This window comes from Roseimaritima sediminicola, assembly GCF_009618275.1.
In the GTDB taxonomy this organism is placed as follows: domain Bacteria; phylum Planctomycetota; class Planctomycetia; order Pirellulales; family Pirellulaceae; genus Roseimaritima; species Roseimaritima sediminicola.
Genome location: NZ_WIAD01000003.1, coordinates 1 through 18,398, shown reverse-complemented (window position 1 = coordinate 18,398; position 18,398 = coordinate 1). Strand labels below are relative to the sequence as shown.

The 18,398-nt window shown below is 62.7% G+C and carries 13 protein-coding genes; 12 read left to right on the top strand and 1 reads right to left on the bottom strand.

Translation table 11 applies throughout. The annotated features are described in order from the left end of the window. Positions 1-311 precede the first annotated feature (311 nt). The 9 genes from GE027_RS02850 (at position 312) to mutS (ending at position 11,164) form a co-directional block, all read left to right on the top strand. The gene (locus GE027_RS02850) at positions 312-1,262 is read left to right on the top strand and encodes a putative 2-dehydropantoate 2-reductase (RefSeq protein WP_153555669.1); all 951 of its coding nucleotides are present in this window, start codon (positions 312-314) and stop codon (positions 1,260-1,262) included. Between the two features lie 172 nt (positions 1,263-1,434). Further along, positions 1,435-2,751: a citrate synthase gene (locus GE027_RS02845; protein WP_153555668.1), complete on the top strand. Its 1,317-nt coding sequence runs from the start codon at positions 1,435-1,437 to the stop codon at positions 2,749-2,751. Further along, positions 2,748-3,341 carry an anthranilate synthase component II gene (locus GE027_RS02840; protein ID WP_153555667.1) on the top strand — a complete coding sequence of 198 codons (594 nt, stop codon included), beginning with the start codon at positions 2,748-2,750 and terminating at the stop codon, positions 3,339-3,341. The genes GE027_RS02845 and GE027_RS02840 overlap by 4 nt, the downstream gene beginning before the upstream one ends. Continuing rightward, positions 3,338-3,913: a DUF447 domain-containing protein gene (locus GE027_RS02835; protein WP_153555666.1), complete on the top strand. Its 576-nt coding sequence runs from the start codon at positions 3,338-3,340 to the stop codon at positions 3,911-3,913. The genes GE027_RS02840 and GE027_RS02835 overlap by 4 nt, the downstream gene beginning before the upstream one ends. After that, positions 3,882-4,835 (top strand): GHMP family kinase ATP-binding protein, encoded by a 954-nt coding sequence (locus GE027_RS02830; RefSeq protein ID WP_153555665.1) that lies wholly within the window; start codon positions 3,882-3,884, stop codon positions 4,833-4,835. The genes GE027_RS02835 and GE027_RS02830 overlap by 32 nt, the downstream gene beginning before the upstream one ends. A gap of 216 nt (positions 4,836-5,051) precedes the next feature. Next, positions 5,052-5,660: a 30S ribosomal protein S4 gene (rpsD, locus tag GE027_RS02825; RefSeq protein WP_202617313.1), complete on the top strand. Its 609-nt coding sequence runs from the start codon at positions 5,052-5,054 to the stop codon at positions 5,658-5,660. Positions 5,661-5,823: 163 nt separating this feature from the next. Next, positions 5,824-7,272 carry a dihydrolipoyl dehydrogenase gene (gene lpdA / locus GE027_RS02820; protein WP_153555663.1) on the top strand — a complete coding sequence of 483 codons (1,449 nt, stop codon included), beginning with the start codon at positions 5,824-5,826 and terminating at the stop codon, positions 7,270-7,272. A 48-nt stretch (positions 7,273-7,320) separates the two neighbouring features. Then, positions 7,321-8,433 (top strand): S-methyl-5-thioribose-1-phosphate isomerase, encoded by a 1,113-nt coding sequence (gene mtnA, locus GE027_RS02815; RefSeq protein ID WP_153555662.1) that lies wholly within the window; start codon positions 7,321-7,323, stop codon positions 8,431-8,433. Positions 8,434-8,506: 73 nt separating this feature from the next. Then, entirely contained in the window at positions 8,507-11,164 is a 2,658-nt protein-coding gene (mutS, locus tag GE027_RS02810) for a DNA mismatch repair protein MutS (RefSeq protein ID WP_153555661.1), read from the top strand. A 261-nt stretch (positions 11,165-11,425) separates the two neighbouring features. Here mutS and GE027_RS02805 read toward each other — a convergent pair whose 3' ends face one another. Then, entirely contained in the window at positions 11,426-14,983 is a 3,558-nt protein-coding gene (locus GE027_RS02805; RefSeq protein WP_153555660.1) for an AsmA family protein, read from the bottom strand. A gap of 623 nt (positions 14,984-15,606) precedes the next feature. Between GE027_RS02805 and GE027_RS02800 the strand changes: the two genes are divergently transcribed. From GE027_RS02800 to GE027_RS02790, 3 genes are all read left to right on the top strand, one after another. Continuing rightward, the gene (locus tag GE027_RS02800; protein WP_153555659.1) at positions 15,607-15,978 is read left to right on the top strand and encodes a hypothetical protein; all 372 of its coding nucleotides are present in this window, start codon (positions 15,607-15,609) and stop codon (positions 15,976-15,978) included. A gap of 195 nt (positions 15,979-16,173) precedes the next feature. Continuing rightward, positions 16,174-16,692, top strand: coding sequence for a four helix bundle protein (locus GE027_RS02795; protein ID WP_153555658.1), 519 nt, complete (start codon positions 16,174-16,176; stop codon positions 16,690-16,692). Positions 16,693-16,740: 48 nt separating this feature from the next. Further along, on the top strand, positions 16,741-17,175 hold the full coding sequence (locus GE027_RS02790; RefSeq protein ID WP_153555657.1) for a hypothetical protein: 435 nt from the start codon (positions 16,741-16,743) through the stop codon (positions 17,173-17,175). Positions 17,176-18,398 lie beyond the last annotated feature (1,223 nt).

The window sequence follows — 18,398 nt, the reverse complement described above, 5'->3', positions numbered from 1 at the left end:
AGGGTAGCCGATCTCGCCAGAGATTGGATCGAGGCGGCGAAACAGTCCAAAGTCTGGCGACTTCAGCTACGGCCAGAACGTAAGATCGAAAGCTGAGACAGCACTAGTCGGGATTCGATCGCGCAAGGTAGTGACGCGATTCGTACGAAGTGGATAGCGGCTCATTATAAGCGACCCTGCAATCGCCGGCCATCGTCGCGGCGGAGCCTGTGCGCTGTGGCTGTCGCCCTCCCTCCCCTACCCCGGCTTCGTTCCTTATGGTGGGCGAAGTCGTTCAATCTGCACTCACAACGAATGGATGGGTCACGGGAATGTCGAAACGTCGATTTGCCGTCATCGGCAGCGGAGCCTTGGGGGGGCTGTACGGAGCCATGTTGGCGCGGGCCGGATTCGAGGTGCATTTTCTGCTGCACTCCGACGCCGACCATGTTCGCGAGCATGGCCTGCAGATCGATTCGAAGAACGGCGACTTTCACCTGAACGACGTGCTGGTGTACGACGACGCCAGCAAGATGCCCGCCTGTGACGTCACGATCCTGGGCCTGAAAACCACTCATAATCACCTATTGCCCGAGCTGTTGCCGGCGGCGGCCGGCCGGGACGGCGTGGTTCTGGTCCTGCAGAACGGTCTGGATGTCGAAGCGGATACGGCGGCCGTTGTCGGGCCGGACCGCGTGCTGGGCGGTTGCTGTTTTCTGTGCAGCAACAAGGTGGGCCCCGGACACATCCACCATTTGGACTACGGACGCATCCTGTTCGGACGCTATTCACCGGCGGACCAACCGCCGGTGGGGGTCGATGAACCACTGCAGGCTTTGGCGGCGGATCTCAAGTCAGCCGGGATCGACGCCCAGGCGACCGGGGATCTGTGGCGAGCGCGGTGGCGGAAATTAATGTGGAACATTCCCTTTAATGGGCTGAGCGTCGTGCTGGATGCGGCGACCGATCAATTGATGAACAACGCCGCGGCCACTCGACTGGCCCGCGAGATCATGCAGGAGGTCGCCGCTGGCTCGGCCGCCTGCGGTCGTCCCCAGCCCGAGGACGCCATCGAGACGACGATGGAGCACACGCGAAACATGGTTCCCTACGACAGCAGCATGCGGTTGGACTACAAAGCGGGGCGACCGATGGAATTGCAGGCGATTCTGGGCAACCCGATCGCGGCCGCCGAGCGCGCCGGAGCGGCGATGCCCAAAGCCCAGATGTTGCTGGACCAGCTCCGCTTCCTCGAGCAGCGCCCGTCCGGGCGAAGCCGCTAAGCTGCGCGAGCGGCGCCGCTGAACCGGGGCCAGCTTCGCCGACCGTAGATTGTCGACCCGTTGCTAGCCCGTTACACTGCGTCTTCACGTGAGCGGACCCGTCCGGGCCGCGGAGACGAAGATTTTTCACCGTTGTATTTGTATTGGGACGCAGAGTCCCCCGGAGATCAGGATGAGTACGGCTGTTAGTCGCGAACCCCAACAGAAAGACCCCGTGCGGCTAGCCATCGAAGGGCGTGAACTGGAGCTTCCGGTATTGGAAGGCAGCGAGGGCGAAGTCGCTCTGGACATCAGCCAACTGCGCAAACAAACCGGCGCCATCACACTGGATGAAGGGTTTGTCAACACCGGCAGCACGACCAGCGCGATCACGTTCCTCGACGGCGAGAAAGGCATCCTCCGCTATCGGGGCTATCCGATCGAGGCGCTCGCCAAGCACTGCGATTTTGTCGAAGTTTGTTATCTGTTGATCTACGGCAACCTGCCCACGGCCGAACAGATCGATTCGTTCCGCTCGAGCATCCGCGAACACACGCTGCTGCACGAAGAGATGCGGTCGTTCTACGACGGTTTCCCGCGGGATGCCCACCCCATGGCCATTCTCAGCAGCGTGGTCGGGGCCCTGTCGACGTTTTATCAGGATTCGCTGGACCCCACCGATCCGCGACAGGTCGAAATCTCCATCCATCGCTTGCTGGCCAAATTGCCGACGATCGCGGCGTACAGTTACAAAAAATCCAACGGCCAGCCCTTCATGTACCCGCAGAACCGGCTGGATTACTGCGAGAATTTCTTGCAGATGATGTTCGCCACGCCGGCCGAACCCTACGAAATCGATCCCGACTTTGTCGACGCCCTGCGGCTGTTGTTGATCGTGCACGCCGATCACGAACAGAACTGCAGCACTTCCACGGTGCGCATGGTCGGCAGCAGCAACGCCAACCTGTTCGCGTCGATCTCCGCCGGTATCTGTGCCCTCTGGGGACCGCTGCACGGGGGCGCGAACGAAGCCTGTGTGAACATGCTGGACCAGATCGTCGCCGACGGCGGGAACGTTCAGAAGTACGTCGACATGGCCAAAGACAAGGACAACAATTTCCGCTTGATGGGCTTCGGCCACCGCGTCTACAAGAATTTTGACCCGCGAGCCAAGATCATCAAAGCCACCTGTGACCGCTTGCTAAACAAAATGCAACGCGATGATCCGTTGTTCGACGTGGCCCAGCAATTGGAAGAGGCGGCGCTGCAAGACGAGTACTTCGTCAAGCGTAAACTCTATCCCAACGTCGACTTCTACTCCGGCGTGATCTATCGCGCTCTGGGCATCCCGGTGCAGATGTTTACGGTGCTGTTCGCCATCGGCCGTTTGCCGGGCTGGATCGCTCACTGGCACGAGATGCATCAGTCGCCGGGCAAACGCATCTATCGTCCGCGACAGGTTTACACCGGCCCGACCGAGCGCGAGTTCGTTCCGCTGGACCAGCGATGATCCTGCTGCTGGATAACTACGACTCGTTCGTCCATAACCTGGCTCGCTACCTGCGGCTGCTGGGCCAGCAGACGCGGGTCATCCGCAGCGATCAAGTGACCGTTGAACAGATCCAGTGCCTGGCACCGGCCGCGATCGTGCTCTCGCCCGGCCCCAAGCGTCCCGACGACGCGGGTTGCAGCCTGGATGTTGTGCGCCGGTTGGGCGAGTCGATCCCCATTCTGGGCGTCTGCCTGGGGCATCAGACCATCGGCCAAGCCTTCGGGGCGGCCGTGGTGCAGTGCCCGGCCATGCATGGGCAGAGCAGTTTCATCAACCATCGTGGCGAGTCGGTGTTTGCTGGACTGCCGAATCGTTTTCCCGTCGGCCGGTACCATTCGTTGGCGCTCCAGCCGTCCACGGTGCCGGATTGTTTGCGGGTAACCGCGACGACCGACGAGGGATTGGTGATGGGGGTAGCGCATCGGCGGTACCCGATCCATGGGGTGCAGTTTCATCCCGAATCGGTGCTGACGCAGTACGGTCTGGAGATGCTCCGCAATTTCTTTTCCCTGGCCACCGCCACGCCGCGGATCGAGGCGTTGGCTTGATTCTCGAAGCAATCGTCACCACGGTCGATGCCGAGGGCGTGGTCAACATCGCTCCGCTGGGCCCGCACGTCGATCGCCAACTGACGCGGTTCGAGCTGCGGCCGTTCGTCGGTTCGCGGACCCATGCCAACCTGCGAGAGAGCGGCCGGGCGACGATTCATGTGACCGACGATTGCCTGCTGCTGGCGCGTTCGGCGATCGGTTGGGTCGACCCGGCCGGCTTGGTACGCTCGGTCGATGACGGCGACCACTGGGTGCTCCGCGACGCTTGCCGCTGGTTCGCCGTGCGCGTCGAAAAGTGGCACGACCACCCCCAGCGACCGCGCGCTCGATGCATTATCGTAGCGCAAAATCGACAACGCGACTTCTTTGGCTTCAACCGAGCCCAGTACGCGGTGGTCGAAGCCGCGATCCTGGCGACGCGAGTGCACTTGATCGCCGCGGAAGTGCTTCGGACCCAGCTGCGGCAGCTGGCCACTCTGGTCGAGCGAACCGGCGGAGACCGCGAACACGAAGCTTTTCAGCTGCTCGAGGAATACATTGCAAACGCACCGGGAAAACTGGAAAGCTGACTCGCGGCAGGTCGTCGTCCGAACCGGGGCACGTTTGCACTTCGGGCTGCTCGATACGGCGGCACCGTTTGGCGGCGCGGGCATGATGATCGACCGTCCGGCGACCGAGATCCGCTTGCAGCCGGCCGCAGAATTCGAAGCGGTCGCCACCGGTCCGGCCGCCCAGGACCTGCGCCGCCGCATCGGCGAGGTGGCCGGCCGTTTCCAGCGGTGCACCGCCCTGGATCGGTTGCCACCGGTGCGGGTCTCCGTGTCCCGCCGTCCGGAGGCGCACAGCGGCCTGGGGACGGGGACCCAATTGGCGATGGCCGTTGCGGCGGGTTTGAATCACTGCCTGGACGCTGGCCTGGATCGCGAGGCCTTGGTGCGCCACGTCGCCGCCCGCGGAGCCCGCTCGGGCGTGGGCAGCCACGGTTTTTTTACCGGCGGATTGATCGTCGACAGCGAGACGATTCGCAGGGTCGCCATTCCGGCGGCTTGGCGGATCGTGCTGCTGCAGCCTCGTCAGGCCTCGGAACGGGTTTCTGGCGGCGAAGAGAATCGTCGCTTTGCGCGGCTGCCGCGTGCCAGCGAGTCCCAACGAGCGGCCCTGCAGGCCTGCCTGGGCGAGCAACTGGTGCCGGCGGCCCAGGCCGATGCTTTCGATCGTTTTGCTCCGGCCCTCCGCCGTTACAACTGGCTCAGCGGCAAACTGTTCGAAGCCGCTCAGGGCGGACCCTATCACGGGGGGGCGATCGCAGACCTGGTGCATGCCGTCCAGCAGGCCGGCTACGAAGCGGTCGGGCAAAGCTCGTGGGGGCCGACCGTATTCGTCGTCTGCCCCTCGCTGGACCAGGCCCAGCGATTGGCGGCGGACCCCCCGGCACCGGCCGCCGCGGCCCGAATTGTTGCACCGCTGAACGGTCCGGCGTCGATTGGCTAAGAAAAGCGATTGGCTTTGCCCGGGTCCTCTTGTCAAAACGGGGGATTCCGAGGACACTTGGCGCCACTCACCGAAATCAGCGGCGACCCACCGGAGGGAAATGCTCACCGGAGCGGGATCGTCGCGCGGCTAATGTCAGCCACGAGGTTTTTTCATTCACCCGGCCGCTTTGTTCAGCAGATGCTGGAAAGCGGTCTCCGCAGGAGTTTTGCCACTATGGCACGTTACACCGGTCCCAAAGCCCGTATCAACCGTCGTTTGGGCGCCTTGATCTACGAAACCGCTGGCGCCTCCAAGGCGCTGGATCGCCGTCCCAATCCGCCCGGCATGCACACCCGCGGTCGCCGCCCGAGTAACTACGGGATCGCGCTGATGGAAAAGCAAAAGATCAAGCACTATTACGGGCTGGGCGAACGTCAACTGCGACGCTACTTCGATGCCGTCTCTCGGCGGAGCGGAAACACGGGTGAATTGTTGTTGCTGATGTGCGAGTCGCGTCTGGATAACGTGGTGCGTCGCTGCGGGTTCACCAAGACCCGCCCGCAGGCTCGCCAGGGCATCGTCCACGGTCACTTCCGCGTCAACGGCGTGAAGGTCACCAAACCGAACTACCTGCTGCGTCCCGGTGACGTGATCGAAGTCCGCAACCGCGAGAATCTCAAGGACGTCTACCGCGGCGTGATCGCCAACGCCACGCCGGACGCTCTGGATTGGGTCGCCTTTGACAGCGAAAACCTGAAAGCCACCGTCCAGGGCCTGCCCGGTCCGAGCGACATCAGCTTGCCGGTCGACGCCAACGCGGTCGTCGAATTCCTGTCGCGATAAATCCCCTTACGCAACCCTCCCGCGCCGCGGGAGGGTCGGGCTCTCAGGCCCGGGGAGGGCCGATGCGACACCCTCTCCGTGCCTGAGAGCCCGACTCTCCCAGTGGGAGAGTGTCAAGTGCTCCACGCCTCTTGCTTCTTTTCTGTCGAACGGTAGTTGAATCATGCATACGCCATTGGTTGTTCTTGGCGGTGGCCCCGGCGGTTATGCGGCCGCATTTTTGGCCGCAGACGAAGGCTTGGACGTGACGATCGTCGAAGCCGAACCGCGCTTGGGCGGCACGTGTTTGTTGCGGGGATGCATCCCCAGCAAAGCCCTGCTGCATGTGGCTCGTGTGATCGGCGAAGTCGACGAATTGCGAGAGGACTGGGGCGTCAGCTATGACGATCGTCCCCGGATCGACGTCGATGCGGTTCGCGCCCGCAAAGACAAGGTCATCGATAATCTGACCGGCGGCTTGGGCAACCTGGCCAAGCGCCGGGGCGTGACCGTGATCCGGGCTCGAGGGTCGTTTATCGATTCGACCACGATGAAACTCGAAGGCGACGATCCGTCGATCCCCGACGATGGCCAATTGACCTTCGATCACTGCATCCTCGCCACCGGCAGCGTTCCGGCGATGCCGCCGGCGTTCGACATCGGCAGTGACAAGGTCATGGACAGCACCGGAGCCCTGGCGCTGGCGGACATTCCCGAGAACCTACTGGTCATCGGCGGCGGTTACATCGGCCTGGAAATGGGCAGCGTCTATGCCGGTCTGGGCAGCAAAGTGACCGTTGTCGAGTTGGCCGAAGGACTGCTTCCCGGGGCGGACCGCGACCTGGTCAAGCCGCTGGCCAAACGCATCGAGAAATTGCTCGAGGGCCGCGTCTATTTGAACACCAAAGTCGGCTCGATCGCCGAGGCCGAAGACGGCCGGATCGAAGTTACCTTCGAAGGCCCGGGACGGTTCGGCCACGAACGCTTCGATCGCGTCCTGGTTTCGATCGGGCGGCGTCCGGTTACCAAGGGACTGGGGCTGGAAAACACGCAGGTCGTCGTCAATCAGCGTGGCTTCGTCGAGTGCGACGCCCAACAACGCACGGCCGATCCGCACATCCTGGCCATCGGCGACGTCGCCGGCGATCCGATGCTGGCGCACAAAGCCACGCACGAAGGCCGGGTGGCAGCCGAAGTCGTCGCCGGCAAACCGGCCGCTTTCGACAAAGCCGCGATTCCCGCAGTCGTCTTTACCGATCCCGAAATCGCCTGGGCCGGTTTGACGCAGGAGGAAGCTCGCCGCGAAGGACGCAACGTCGATGTGGCGATCTATCCCTGGGCCGCCAGCGGTCGCGCTCAGGCCCTGGGACGCACCGAAGGATTGACGAAATGGCTGATCGATCCGGAAACGCAACGCGTGCTGGGCTGTGGGATCGTGGGCGTCGGTGCCGGCGAATTGATCGCCGAAGCCGCGCTGGCCATCGAGATGGGCTGTGAAGCCGGCGACATCAGCGAAACCGTTCACGCCCATCCGACGATGAGCGAAACGCTGATGAATAGCGCCGAAGTCTTCTTCGGAACCGCGACCGAAATCTATAAACCCAAACGCAAACCGGCCGCCGTCGCCGAGTAGGCTCGGTCGCGCCGGCAGGCGGCTCGCCTGCACCAGAAGGTTTCCGCGATGCAAACGCTCGAGTGGATCGGTGGTACGGACGGCTACCTGCGGCTGATCGATCAGACCCGCCTGCCGGGCGAAGAGACGTATCTGGATTGTCGCACGGTCGATGACGCGCACGACGCGATCTCGCGGCTGGTCGTTCGCGGGGCTCCGGCGATCGGCATCGCCGCCGCCTACGGCGTGTGCCTGGCCGCTGCCGATGCGCTCCGCCAGAACGCATCGAGCCAGCAAGCCGCATCGCACCAGCAAGACGCATCGCACCAGCAAGCCGCATCGGTGCGAAGTGCCGTGGCTCGGGCCGCCGATTATCTGGCGACCAGCCGCCCGACGGCCGTCAATCTGTTCTGGGCCCTGGACCGGATGCGGGCGGTTCTCAACCGCGCCGACGACGACGACCTGCCCGAGACGCTGCTGCGTGAGGCTCGCCAGATCCACGACGAGGACCGCCGGATGTGCGCGGCGATGGGACTCTACGGGGCGCCGCTGCTGGACGGTTGCCGCAATGTCCTAACGCACTGTAACGCAGGCGGGCTGGCCGCCTCCGAACGCGGCACCGCCCTGGCGGTGATCTATGCGGCGCACGCGAGCGGCAATCCGGTGCACGTCTACGCCGACGAGACGCGGCCTCTGCTGCAAGGGGCGCGGCTGACCGCTTGGGAACTGGCCAAAGCCGGCGTCGACGTAACCGTGCTGTGCGATTCGATGGCCGCCGGTTTGATGCAGCGCGGCCAGGTCGATGCGGTCATCGTGGGGGCCGATCGGATCGCCGCCAATGGCGACGCGGCCAACAAAATCGGTACCTACCCGCTGGCCATCGTCGCTCGGCATCACGGCGTGCCTTTCTATGTCGCCGCACCCAGCAGCACGTTCGATCTGAGCCTGCCCAACGGCACGCAGATTCCGATCGAACAACGTCGCCGCGAAGAAGTGTCTCGCTGGGGCGACGTGCAGAGCGTTCCCGACGAAGCCCAGGTCTACAATCCGGCCTTCGATGTGACCCCGGCGGAATTGATTACGGCGATCATCACCGAGCGAGGCGTGATCCGGCCGGTCGACACGGCGAACATCCGCAAAATCGTGGCAGAGTTTGCCGGCCAAACCGATTCTGCACCGTGAATTCGGCTCGATCGCGGTGAGTTGAGCACGGCGGGACTGGCCCGAGCAGTTCGGCTTCGATAGCATTGTCGCCATGACCACTCCAATGATGCGGCAGTACTACGAGGCGAAGGAAGCGTGCGGCGATGCGCTGCTGCTGTTTCGCATGGGCGACTTCTACGAGCTGTTCCACGAGGACGCCAAAACGGCGGCGCGTGTCCTTGGGTTAACGCTCACCAGTCGCGACAAGGACAGCGACAACCCCACCGCGATGGCCGGTTTTCCGCACCATCAACTGGATGGTTATCTGCGCAAATTAATTACGGCCGGATTCCGGGCCGCGGTGTGCGAGCAGATGGAGGACCCCAAGCAGGCCAAGGGGCTGGTCCGCCGCGAGATCACGCGAATCGTCTCGGCCGGCACACTGACCGATGACGAACTGCTGGACCCGCGCAGCGCAAACTACCTGGCCTGCGTCTTCTCGGTGCCGCCGCGGCGCGGCGAAGGCGACGCCGAGGTGCCCGTCGGCATCGCCTGGGCGGAACTGTCCAGCGGCCGCTTCGAGGCCGGCGTGTTTCCGCGTCACCGCGTCGAGGATGAACTGGAACGCATCGGGCCCGCCGAGGTGCTGTACCGCGAGGACGACCCGCGGCTGAGCCCCGACACGACCGCTCCCTGGTCCGCCACGATGCGGCCGGCCTGGACCTTCGCCGCGGACAGCAGCCGCGAGACGCTGTGCCGGCTGTTGAACGTCCACAACCTGGAAGGCTTTGGATTCCAATTGGACGCCGAGGGCGGCGGCGAAGACCTGCCGGCGATCCGCGCCGCCGGTGCGATCATGGCCTATCTGGAAGAAACCCAGCCCGGCGGGCTGGACCATTTCGATTCCTTGATCGCTCACCGTCGCAGCACGGTCGTCCAGATCGATGCCTCCACACGCCGTTCGCTGGAATTGACACGAACCCTGCGGACCGCCTCCCGCGAAGGTTCACTCTTGGACGTGCTGGACCTGACCCAGACGCCGATGGGCGCCCGCCTGTTGGCCGATTGGTTATCGGCTCCGCTGGTCGACGAAGCGATGATCCGGCAGCGCCACGACGCGGTCGAAGAACTGGTTCATGAAAACCGGTTGCGCGGCGCGATCCGCGAGACGCTGAAAAACACGTTCGACCTCAGCCGGCTGCTGGGCCGCATCGCCACCGCTCGAACCGGTCCGCGAGATCTGCAACAGGTCGCTCGCACCCTGGCCAGTCTGCCGGCGCTGAAAGCCAAACTGACCGCTCGCAATGCCACACTGCTGCAGGAACTCGAAGCGCAGCTGCACCTTTGTCCGGAACTACGCAGCAAACTCGAAGCCGCCCTGGTCGATGAGTGTCCGATCAACGCGGCCGACGGCAACTTCATTCGCGAAGGCTTCGACAGCGAACTCGATTCGCTACGTCAATTGGCCCGCGGTGGCAAGGAATGGATCGCCAAGTATCAAGCCGCGCAGATCGAAGAAACCGGTATCGCCAACCTGAAGGTCGGCTTCAATCGCGTCTTCGGCTACTACCTGGAAGTCAGCCAGGCGCATCAGGCCAAGGTGCCCGATTCGTACATCCGTAAACAAACGCTCAAGAATGCCGAACGATACATTACACCGGAGCTGAAGGAATACGAGGAAAAGGTGCTGGCTGCCGACGAACAGGCTCAAGCACGCGAACAGTCGCTGTTCCAGCAACTGCGGACCGAGACCCACGACGCCCTGCGGTTGTTGCAGCAAGTTGGCGCGGCGCTGGCGGATTTGGATGTCGTGGCGTCGCTGGCGGAATTGGCCGCCACGCGGAACTGGGTACGCCCCGTCCTGACCCAAGACTCGGTGCTGGAAATCGTCGAAGGCCGGCATCCGGTGCTGGACATCACGATGCCGCAGGGCGAATTCGTTCCCAACGACTGCCTGGCCTCGCCGGAGCACGGCATGGTGCTGTTGATCACCGGACCGAACATGGCCGGTAAGAGCACCTATATCCGGCAGGTTGCGCTGTTGACCCTGCTGGCGCAGGCTGGATCGTTTGTGCCGGCCCAGCGGGCGACGATCGGGCTGACCGACCGCATCTTCGCACGGGTCGGGGCCAGCGACGAACTGAGCCGGGGGCAGAGTACGTTCATGGTCGAGATGGTCGAGACGGCTCGGATCCTGAACACGGCGACGTCGCGGAGCCTGGTGATTCTGGATGAAATCGGCCGCGGCACCAGCACCTACGACGGCCTCTCGTTGGCTTGGGCGATCACCGAACACCTGCACGAACAGGTCGGGGCCCGGACCCTGTTTGCCACGCACTATCACGAATTGACCGAGCTGGCCGATTCGCTGCCGCGGGTGGCCAACTACAACGTGGCGGTCCGCGAGTGGGACGACCAGGTGGTCTTCCTGCACCGCATCGTCGCCGGCGGAGCGGACAAGAGCTACGGGATCCACGTCGCCCGCCTGGCCGGTGTTCCGGCGGCGGTCAACGAGCGGGCCAAGGACATCCTCGCTCAACTGGAAGCCAACGACCGCGATCAATTCGACCGCCCGGCAATCGCGCCTCGCGAGCAGGCCAAGAACAACACGGCCATGCAGCTGACCCTGTTCGGGTTTGCCGACCATCCGTTATTGGATGAAGTGCGCAAGTTAAACGTCGACGAGCTGACGCCGATGCAGGCGTTGAATTTCCTCAAAGCAGCCCAGGAAAAGCTCAGCGACACCAGTGAGATGACCGCCTCGTCATAGCGTCCCCGCCCGTAGCGGAAGTCGCCAGACTTTGGACCCTCGACGCCGCGGACTCCAACGGACTACCTAGACGTTTACTCCCCTCTCCCCGCCGCTCTCGGGCAAGTGGAGCTTGCCCGAGAGCGGCGGGGAGAGGGGTTGGGGGTGAAGGGAGTGAACGAAATTGTCTTTACACAGCGTTGGGAAAGCCGAGTCGGGGCAGCCATCCAAACTCTGGCGACTTGTAGCTACGGCGACTTGTAGCTACGGGCACCGCCGGCTCTACCGTCCAAACAGCTTATCGATGCCGCGGTTCATCTGCTGCTGCAGGTAGTTCTCGGCTTCTCTCTGACCGGCTTTGATCGCCAGGGAGCTGACCGTTTGCGCGATCGCCGCGGTGTTCAGGGCGGGGCGTGACAGCGTGCCGGAAACCGGCAGGGTGACCGTTTCGCCGGCCAACGACTGTACGTCGCTGCCCAACCAACTGGCCTCCAGCGGCACCTGAGCGACCAGGTTCAAGCGGCCGTCCAGGGCGACGCTGCCGCTGGTCACCAGGCTGGCATCGTCGATCGCGAAGTACATCCTGCGGTGGGTGACGACCGCATCTTTCAATTCAAACTCGACCACCTGAGCCGGCATGCTCAGCAGCCGCCGCGAGCGGCTGGTCGGCGGCGCGGCGGCAAGTCCGCGGCTGAGGTTCTTCAGCTGGTCGATCCCGGCGATGACCTGATCGGCCAGCGGACCAGCGTTCAGCTCCGCATGCTGGACCGACATCTGTCCGCTGACATGGCTGCGCGCCGGATCGTTGGGCGCGATCACACAGCGGTTCAGGTCCACGCTGACCGTGCCGGAGATTTCGGTTGCGTCGGCGGCCAGCGGCGTCAGGTACTTCAGCCACTTGCGCGCGGTTTGCGGATCCAGTTGGATGTTCTCGGCAAACGTTCCGGCTTGCTGTTCGATCCAGAGGCCGTCGTCGCCGTAGTGGACGCGGCCGTTCAGATGCAATTGACCAAGATCCATCGGCACGGTGGTGGGCTGCACCGTGGTCGAGGTGTCGGTGATCACCAGGGATGCGGTGCTGGCGCCGAATCCGATGCCTTCGACCGAACCCTTGTCCCAACCGATCGAGCTGCGGATGTCGGCGGTGACCTGTCCGTCGGGACGACGCTGCAGGATGATGTCCAGGGGAGCGGAGTGGACGCCCTGCAGGCGGATGTCTTGGCCGGACAACGTCGACAATCGCTGGGCGGCAACCGACGTATTCAGTTGGCTCGGTCCCTTCAGGACGACTTCGCCCAGCAGGTCGTTCCAGATGATATGTCCGTCGACCGTTGTGCTCAGCCACGGCGTATCGACTTGTACGGCATCGGCGATCGCCCCACCGGTGTTGGCGTCGTAGCGGAAGACGCCGCGCACGCTGGCCGACGGTTCGGCCCAGACCGGACCGCTGGCGGTGGGGTTGCGGACCGGGCCGACCATCTGATTCTTCGCGGTGGCTTCCATGACCACCAGATTCTTGCCTGCCGCGTCGGTGTCGATGGACCACAGACCGTCTTCGCCCCGCAGCGTCGCCGATCCTTCACAGCGACCGTAGAACTGATAGGGGGCGGTGGAGCGGGTGCGGGGCGGACCCACAAACGCGACTTGACGCACCGGGTTTTTCGCGGCCGCCGAGGCCAGTGCCGCTTGCACGCGCTGGACATCCATCCGCCAGCCCAGTTCCAGTTCGGTGCTTTCGGCCGTCGCTTGGCCAACGACCGCCAGCGAAACTGCTTCGCCTTCGACCGTCAGCGTGTTGGCCAGGACGTCGCCGGCGGGCCACGCACAAGCGCCTTCGAACCGCAGCTTCAGATAGGGCTGGGCAAAGCGTTGTTCTTGCCAGGCCACGCGCGGCTGTGTCAGATTGATCGAAGCGCTGGTCAACCGTCCGCCGGTCCGCGACACTTCGGCCGTCAATTGCCCGTCGAAGCTGCCATCGATCGAGTGCAGGCGGGCGGGCATCCAGGGACGCAGCAGTTCGGCGACGGCCGCACAGTTGCCCGTACCCCGGATCTGCAGCGGCAATGGGTTGCCGGACGCTGGGTCAGCCACGGGGCGGACCAAGTCCGCCTGCCAGCGATGCCCGTCGCTGGTCATGCTGGCTGCCAAGTGATCGAGTTGCTGTAGCGTCTCGCCGGACCATACGCCCCGGGCATCGACCGCGGCGGCGAGCGAGGGTTGGCGGATCGACTGGCCACCGGGCAGGGAAACATCCAGTCCGGCGGCCTGCAGTTGACCTTCCAGTTGCCACTGTTGGGCCGGTCCGGCGGACCATGCGATGTTGCCGCGGGCGGTGCCGCGGAGGCCCGCATCGGGCAGTTCCACCAACGGCCGCAGCATGCTGGCCAGGCGGCTGAAGTCGACGTCAAAGCGGCCGGTGCCCGAACGCAGGTCGCCGGCCAGGGTCGCCGTGCCGAAGGCGCTGCGCAGCTGGACCTGTTCGGCCGTCGCCCGGCCGCTGCGCAGTACCAGGGTGGCATCGGCCGAGACCGGTTCCAGGACGATCGGTCGGCCCGCGGCCCGCCCACGGATCGGCGTCGAACGCAGCGAGCACCGCGTGCGGTACAGCCCGTCGTCGCTGGGCCCGGATTCGATCCGTGCGGTTACTTGACCTTCGCTGATCTCCGCGCCGCTTCGCAGCGGCAACAGCCCGGGCGCGGCTTGATTTAATTTCGCCAGTTGGATTTCGGCCGAACCTTGGCCGCGGATCGTTTCCACCCAGGCCAGAGATGCCGTCCGACTGGGCAAAGGTACCGTCCCGGTCAACGTGGCGGAGCCGAAGTCGGTGGCCGTCTGCAAGCTTTGTGCTTGCAGGACGCCGCGGTCGTAGACCAGCGAACCATCGATCTGGCCCAGCGCGTTGGTCCAGGTTCGCTGGCCGAGTCGCGGGTCGGCCGCCACCAGGTTGCGGATCTCAACCGCTTCGAAATCTCCCGAGAACGAACCGTCTCCGTACTGTGCCAAGGAGATCACGCCGCTGGCATCGCCGCCCAGCTGGGTTGGCAGGGACTCTGTGGAGGCGGGAAAACGGCGTTTGAAGAGCGTGACGATGTGCAGGGGCATGCTGCGCATCCGCAGGTCCGCCTGCCAGGTCGCCGCATCTGCGCCGCTATCGCCGCTGGTCGTGCTGGCGATCAACGCCCCGACTTCCAGGGCCCCGCTCGCTCCGGCCGGATCGGTGACCACCGACGAGGCCTGGACTTTGATTTGTGTTTCGTCCAGGACGATTGTTGAGCGAATATTGCCGGCGAACCAGGCCGTGCCACTGCCCACGTCGGTGACGGTCAAATTCACGTCGTGGACCTCGATCGTCGTCGCCGGTGCCGGTCCGGCGTCAGGATCGGGGGCCAGCAGCGTCGCCAAGTCGTCTTCTAGACTGCTTCGCCCCTCGGCGACGACCAGTTCCGCTTCGACGCCGCGGACGGTGATCTGTCCGAGGTGATCGGGCGACTGCAGCAGGTCCAGCAGTCGCAGGCCGGTTTCGACCGCGTCGATCGTAGCGCGGGTTTGGCCCGAGGCACCCTGCAGCTGGACACCGCGGAGCTCCAGCGGGGTGATCCAGCCGAATTGCATGCTTTCCGCGGTGACGTCCAAGCCGTATTCGGCGGCGCGGCGCTCCAGCAGGTTGTGCCCCATGCCCAGTTGGAAGGCGATGCTGGGCAGAGCGAGCGTGACGGCTGCGGTCAACAGCATCGCGATCGCCACCATGGTGCGCGTGCGGCGGCGGCGTTTGCCGCGGCGCTGCTGCGTCCGTTCGCGCAAGTGTTGCAGAAAACGACTGGTCGATTCTCGGTCCACCATGACACGCTCGATTCCAATTCAGGGCCAGCGGCCAACAAGACGCGTTGGACGCCGGCGCAGTTTAGGCAAAAAAGCCGCCCCGCCCCAAGACAGGTTTTTTTGTCGGTGCACGTAGCATGGCGCTCCAAGCCGTGTTCCACCGCGGCTCGGCCGGGACAGTCGAGCGACTTTCCGTGGCATAGGCTTTTTCCGTAGCATAGGGTTTTTCCGTGGCCTAGGCTTCCAGCCTGTGAAGACCCATCCGCACCTCGATCGCAGCTGCAACGGCAGTCGCTAGCATAAGGGCGCAGCCACAAGGGGTCTCCGTGACTTGGCGAGAAGCTTTTGTTCGGGGCCATTCAGGACGAATCGGACCGAGGCGCGACAAAAGAGGCCGTGGCGATAGCAAACGCCGAGGGCTCCGCGCAAAGGCGAGTGAAAGATTCGCTTGCTAGCACCAGCCCAAGCGGTGATAATAAGTCTTCGCTCAAACGGCGGCGCGGTGAGAACAAGTTGGCAACCGGTGAGAACAAGGTGTTCCAACGAGACTTATTCTCACTGCACAAGCCCGAGCCCCCCCCAAAAACACTTGTTCTCACCCTGTCCGCCAGGTAAGAAACAAGTTCCCCAACTGAATTGACAACGTGAAATTCTGGCTCAGTCCGAAAACGGGTGCGTCCGCAATTCCCTATGCCGAACTGATCGCTCGGCTTCAATCCGAATTCGGCGATCGAATGTCCGTGTCCGACATCAGTGAGCCGGACGTCGCTGGGATGGTGGCTGAACTCATTGAGTTGAACGCACCCCGACAGATGATTGACGATGCTCGATCTGGCATCATCTTGCGCGTTTCGATTTACGATTTTGATTACTCGGACGATTCCGTTACATTCGACATTACTCCCGCGACGAGTTCGTTAATCGGGCACTATCCCGACGGAGATACCGGAACGGTAATCGGATTGCTGGAGCGTTGCTCAAGAGTGCTTGACTACTCGGTAACGATTGCCCTGTGACTCCAGAAAGCGGGGAACCATGCCGTGCACCGGAGTACGGCATCGCACGTTCGTGAATGGAAAATCAACCCGCCGTACCCGGTGACGGCAGACGTTCTGGAACAGACAATCAATCATCGTGCTCGTGCTCAATGAAATGGTGCTCGTGCTCGTGCTCGTGCTCGTGCTCGTGCTCGTAATTGAAATGGGGCTGACTTGACCGAACCAATTTTTGACCACGATCGACTCGACGTTTATCGTCTCTCAATCGAATACGTTTCGGCAGCGTTTGACGTATCGAAATCATTGAGCGGTTTGCATCGCCACGCTCGCGACCAATGGCTCCGTGCCGCTCAATCGATTCCACTGAACATCGCCGAAGGCAACGGCAAACGAAGCCTGAAGGATCGAGCCCGATTTTTCGACATCGCACGAGGCAGTGCGTTTGAGTGTGCCGCGATCAAAGATGTGCTGGTAGCGTCAGGTGGATTGGATTACGCGTACAGTCGTGAGATGAAGTTGAAGCTCAAACGAATCGTCTCGATGCTGACTCGTATGGCAATGAAGTTTGACGGCGTCGGCGAATCGGCGGTAGACTATGCCGTGGCGATCGATTACGAGCACGAGCACCGCGATGCTGAGCACGAGCACGAACGAGAGCCAGAACCAAGCCGTGCACCTGAGGACGGCTTGCGTGGTTTTGCCAATGGAAAATCAATCGTCCGTCCCAGGTGACGGCAGCCGTTCCGTCATCGACATGCAGCTATCTGAAACACTGTCCTGATGGCCAATCTATCCAAACGGCGTATCTTGAATTCGCGGCTGGCGCAAATCGGTCACTCGCGTACCAGCAAACCCGAATTCGTACTCGAAGGGATCGGTCCTGCCGAATTCCGGTCGCATTACCTGCAACTTGAATCGGGCCTGGTTCTTGATCTCTTTACTGCCGAACTGTCCGTCGCATCCAGCGATCAGATGGTTTGCCCCGGAGAAACTGACGGAATTCCCGTCGATGACCTTATTGGCCGGATGGTAACCGGCGTTTGGAATGACGATACCTGTTCCTGTATCGTGATTCTAGACAACGACATTTACTTGAAGGATTCGAACGACGGTGTCTACTCCAATCCGCTGCGTGCTGGCTGGATCTTCGAAGACTATACTGAAGACCAGCGTCAAGAGTTCACTGACTATTGGACCGAAGAGTTGCTCCAATAGGACGGAACCATGGGTTGCAACGGAACCGGGCTTGCGAGCGTATTCGCGATGGTAAGTCGCTCCTCCCGGCCCGCTGGACCCTAACGTTACCCGACTGAAACACTGAATGGCATCCCAGTTCTTAACCGTTGCTGCAATAGGAGGAGCGTCATCGTCCGTCATTTGGTCGATTCTTGCGGACTGGGCGGACGCTCGCACGACTGAGAATCCGAATGAGTGGTGCCCGTCCCAGTGGCCCACGCGTGTTTGTTCACACATTGATCGGTTCGTTGACCATTTGAACGACAACGGTTGTTCGCCGCCGGTACTTTACTACTCTCGTCATGCCGACACATGGTCGATGGGCGATGTGTATGATCAATTGATGCGACCTCCATATCTCGATGAGCCATTACGACTGATGTCTTATCGGCATGAACTATGGGCTCAACCACTTGGTGACGGACACCCGATCGCACATCACGCCGCTGAGATTCGACACAGATCCTCCGATTGCCCCGAATACCTTTGGGTTGCTACCCGGCTGCAGGAAGCAGCGATGGTTTACAATGCCGACCTTGGGCCGGCAACGCTACTATTAGCGCGGACTATTGTTGGCGGGCTGCGTCAGGACCAGGACCTCATGCTGGAAGACGTTGCGCCATGGATCACAAAGATCGGCGGGTAACCATCGCATGCACCGGAGGCCCGTTGGTGTGCGGTTTGAAGTGGATGCATCGCTCACGGGACCCGGTGATGCGTGACGTTCTTGCACGTGCAGAGTCGTACTCGTACTCAGGGCGCAGCCCGGTACTCGTACTCTTACTCGAATGTCCGGTGACGAGTGGCCGATGCACCGCCGATTCGGCCGTGGTTGCGATGCTGCCTTTTCTCCCGAATCGAGTACGAGTACCGCGTTGCTGAGTACGAGTACAAGTACGAGTCAGAAGCTTGCTCCGTCGATGCGCCCATCTCGAGTTGCCGGCTACGGATTTGCGCGGTCGAACGCCCCGATCCGCAAGTGCCAAACCTCGGAATTGTCAGATCCGTATTGGATACGCGGTCGATTGCCAAGATTCCCGATGGTTGCTGGACTTACCGTTAGTCTTCGCCCCTGCCGTTGGGCGAGAACCGGGCGCGGATATCGATCTCCACATATCTTCCTACCTCCATTTTCCTACCTATCCCTCGCGAGCAGATGGTAGGAAAATGGAGGTAGGAACATTGACGTAATGGTTCGCAGG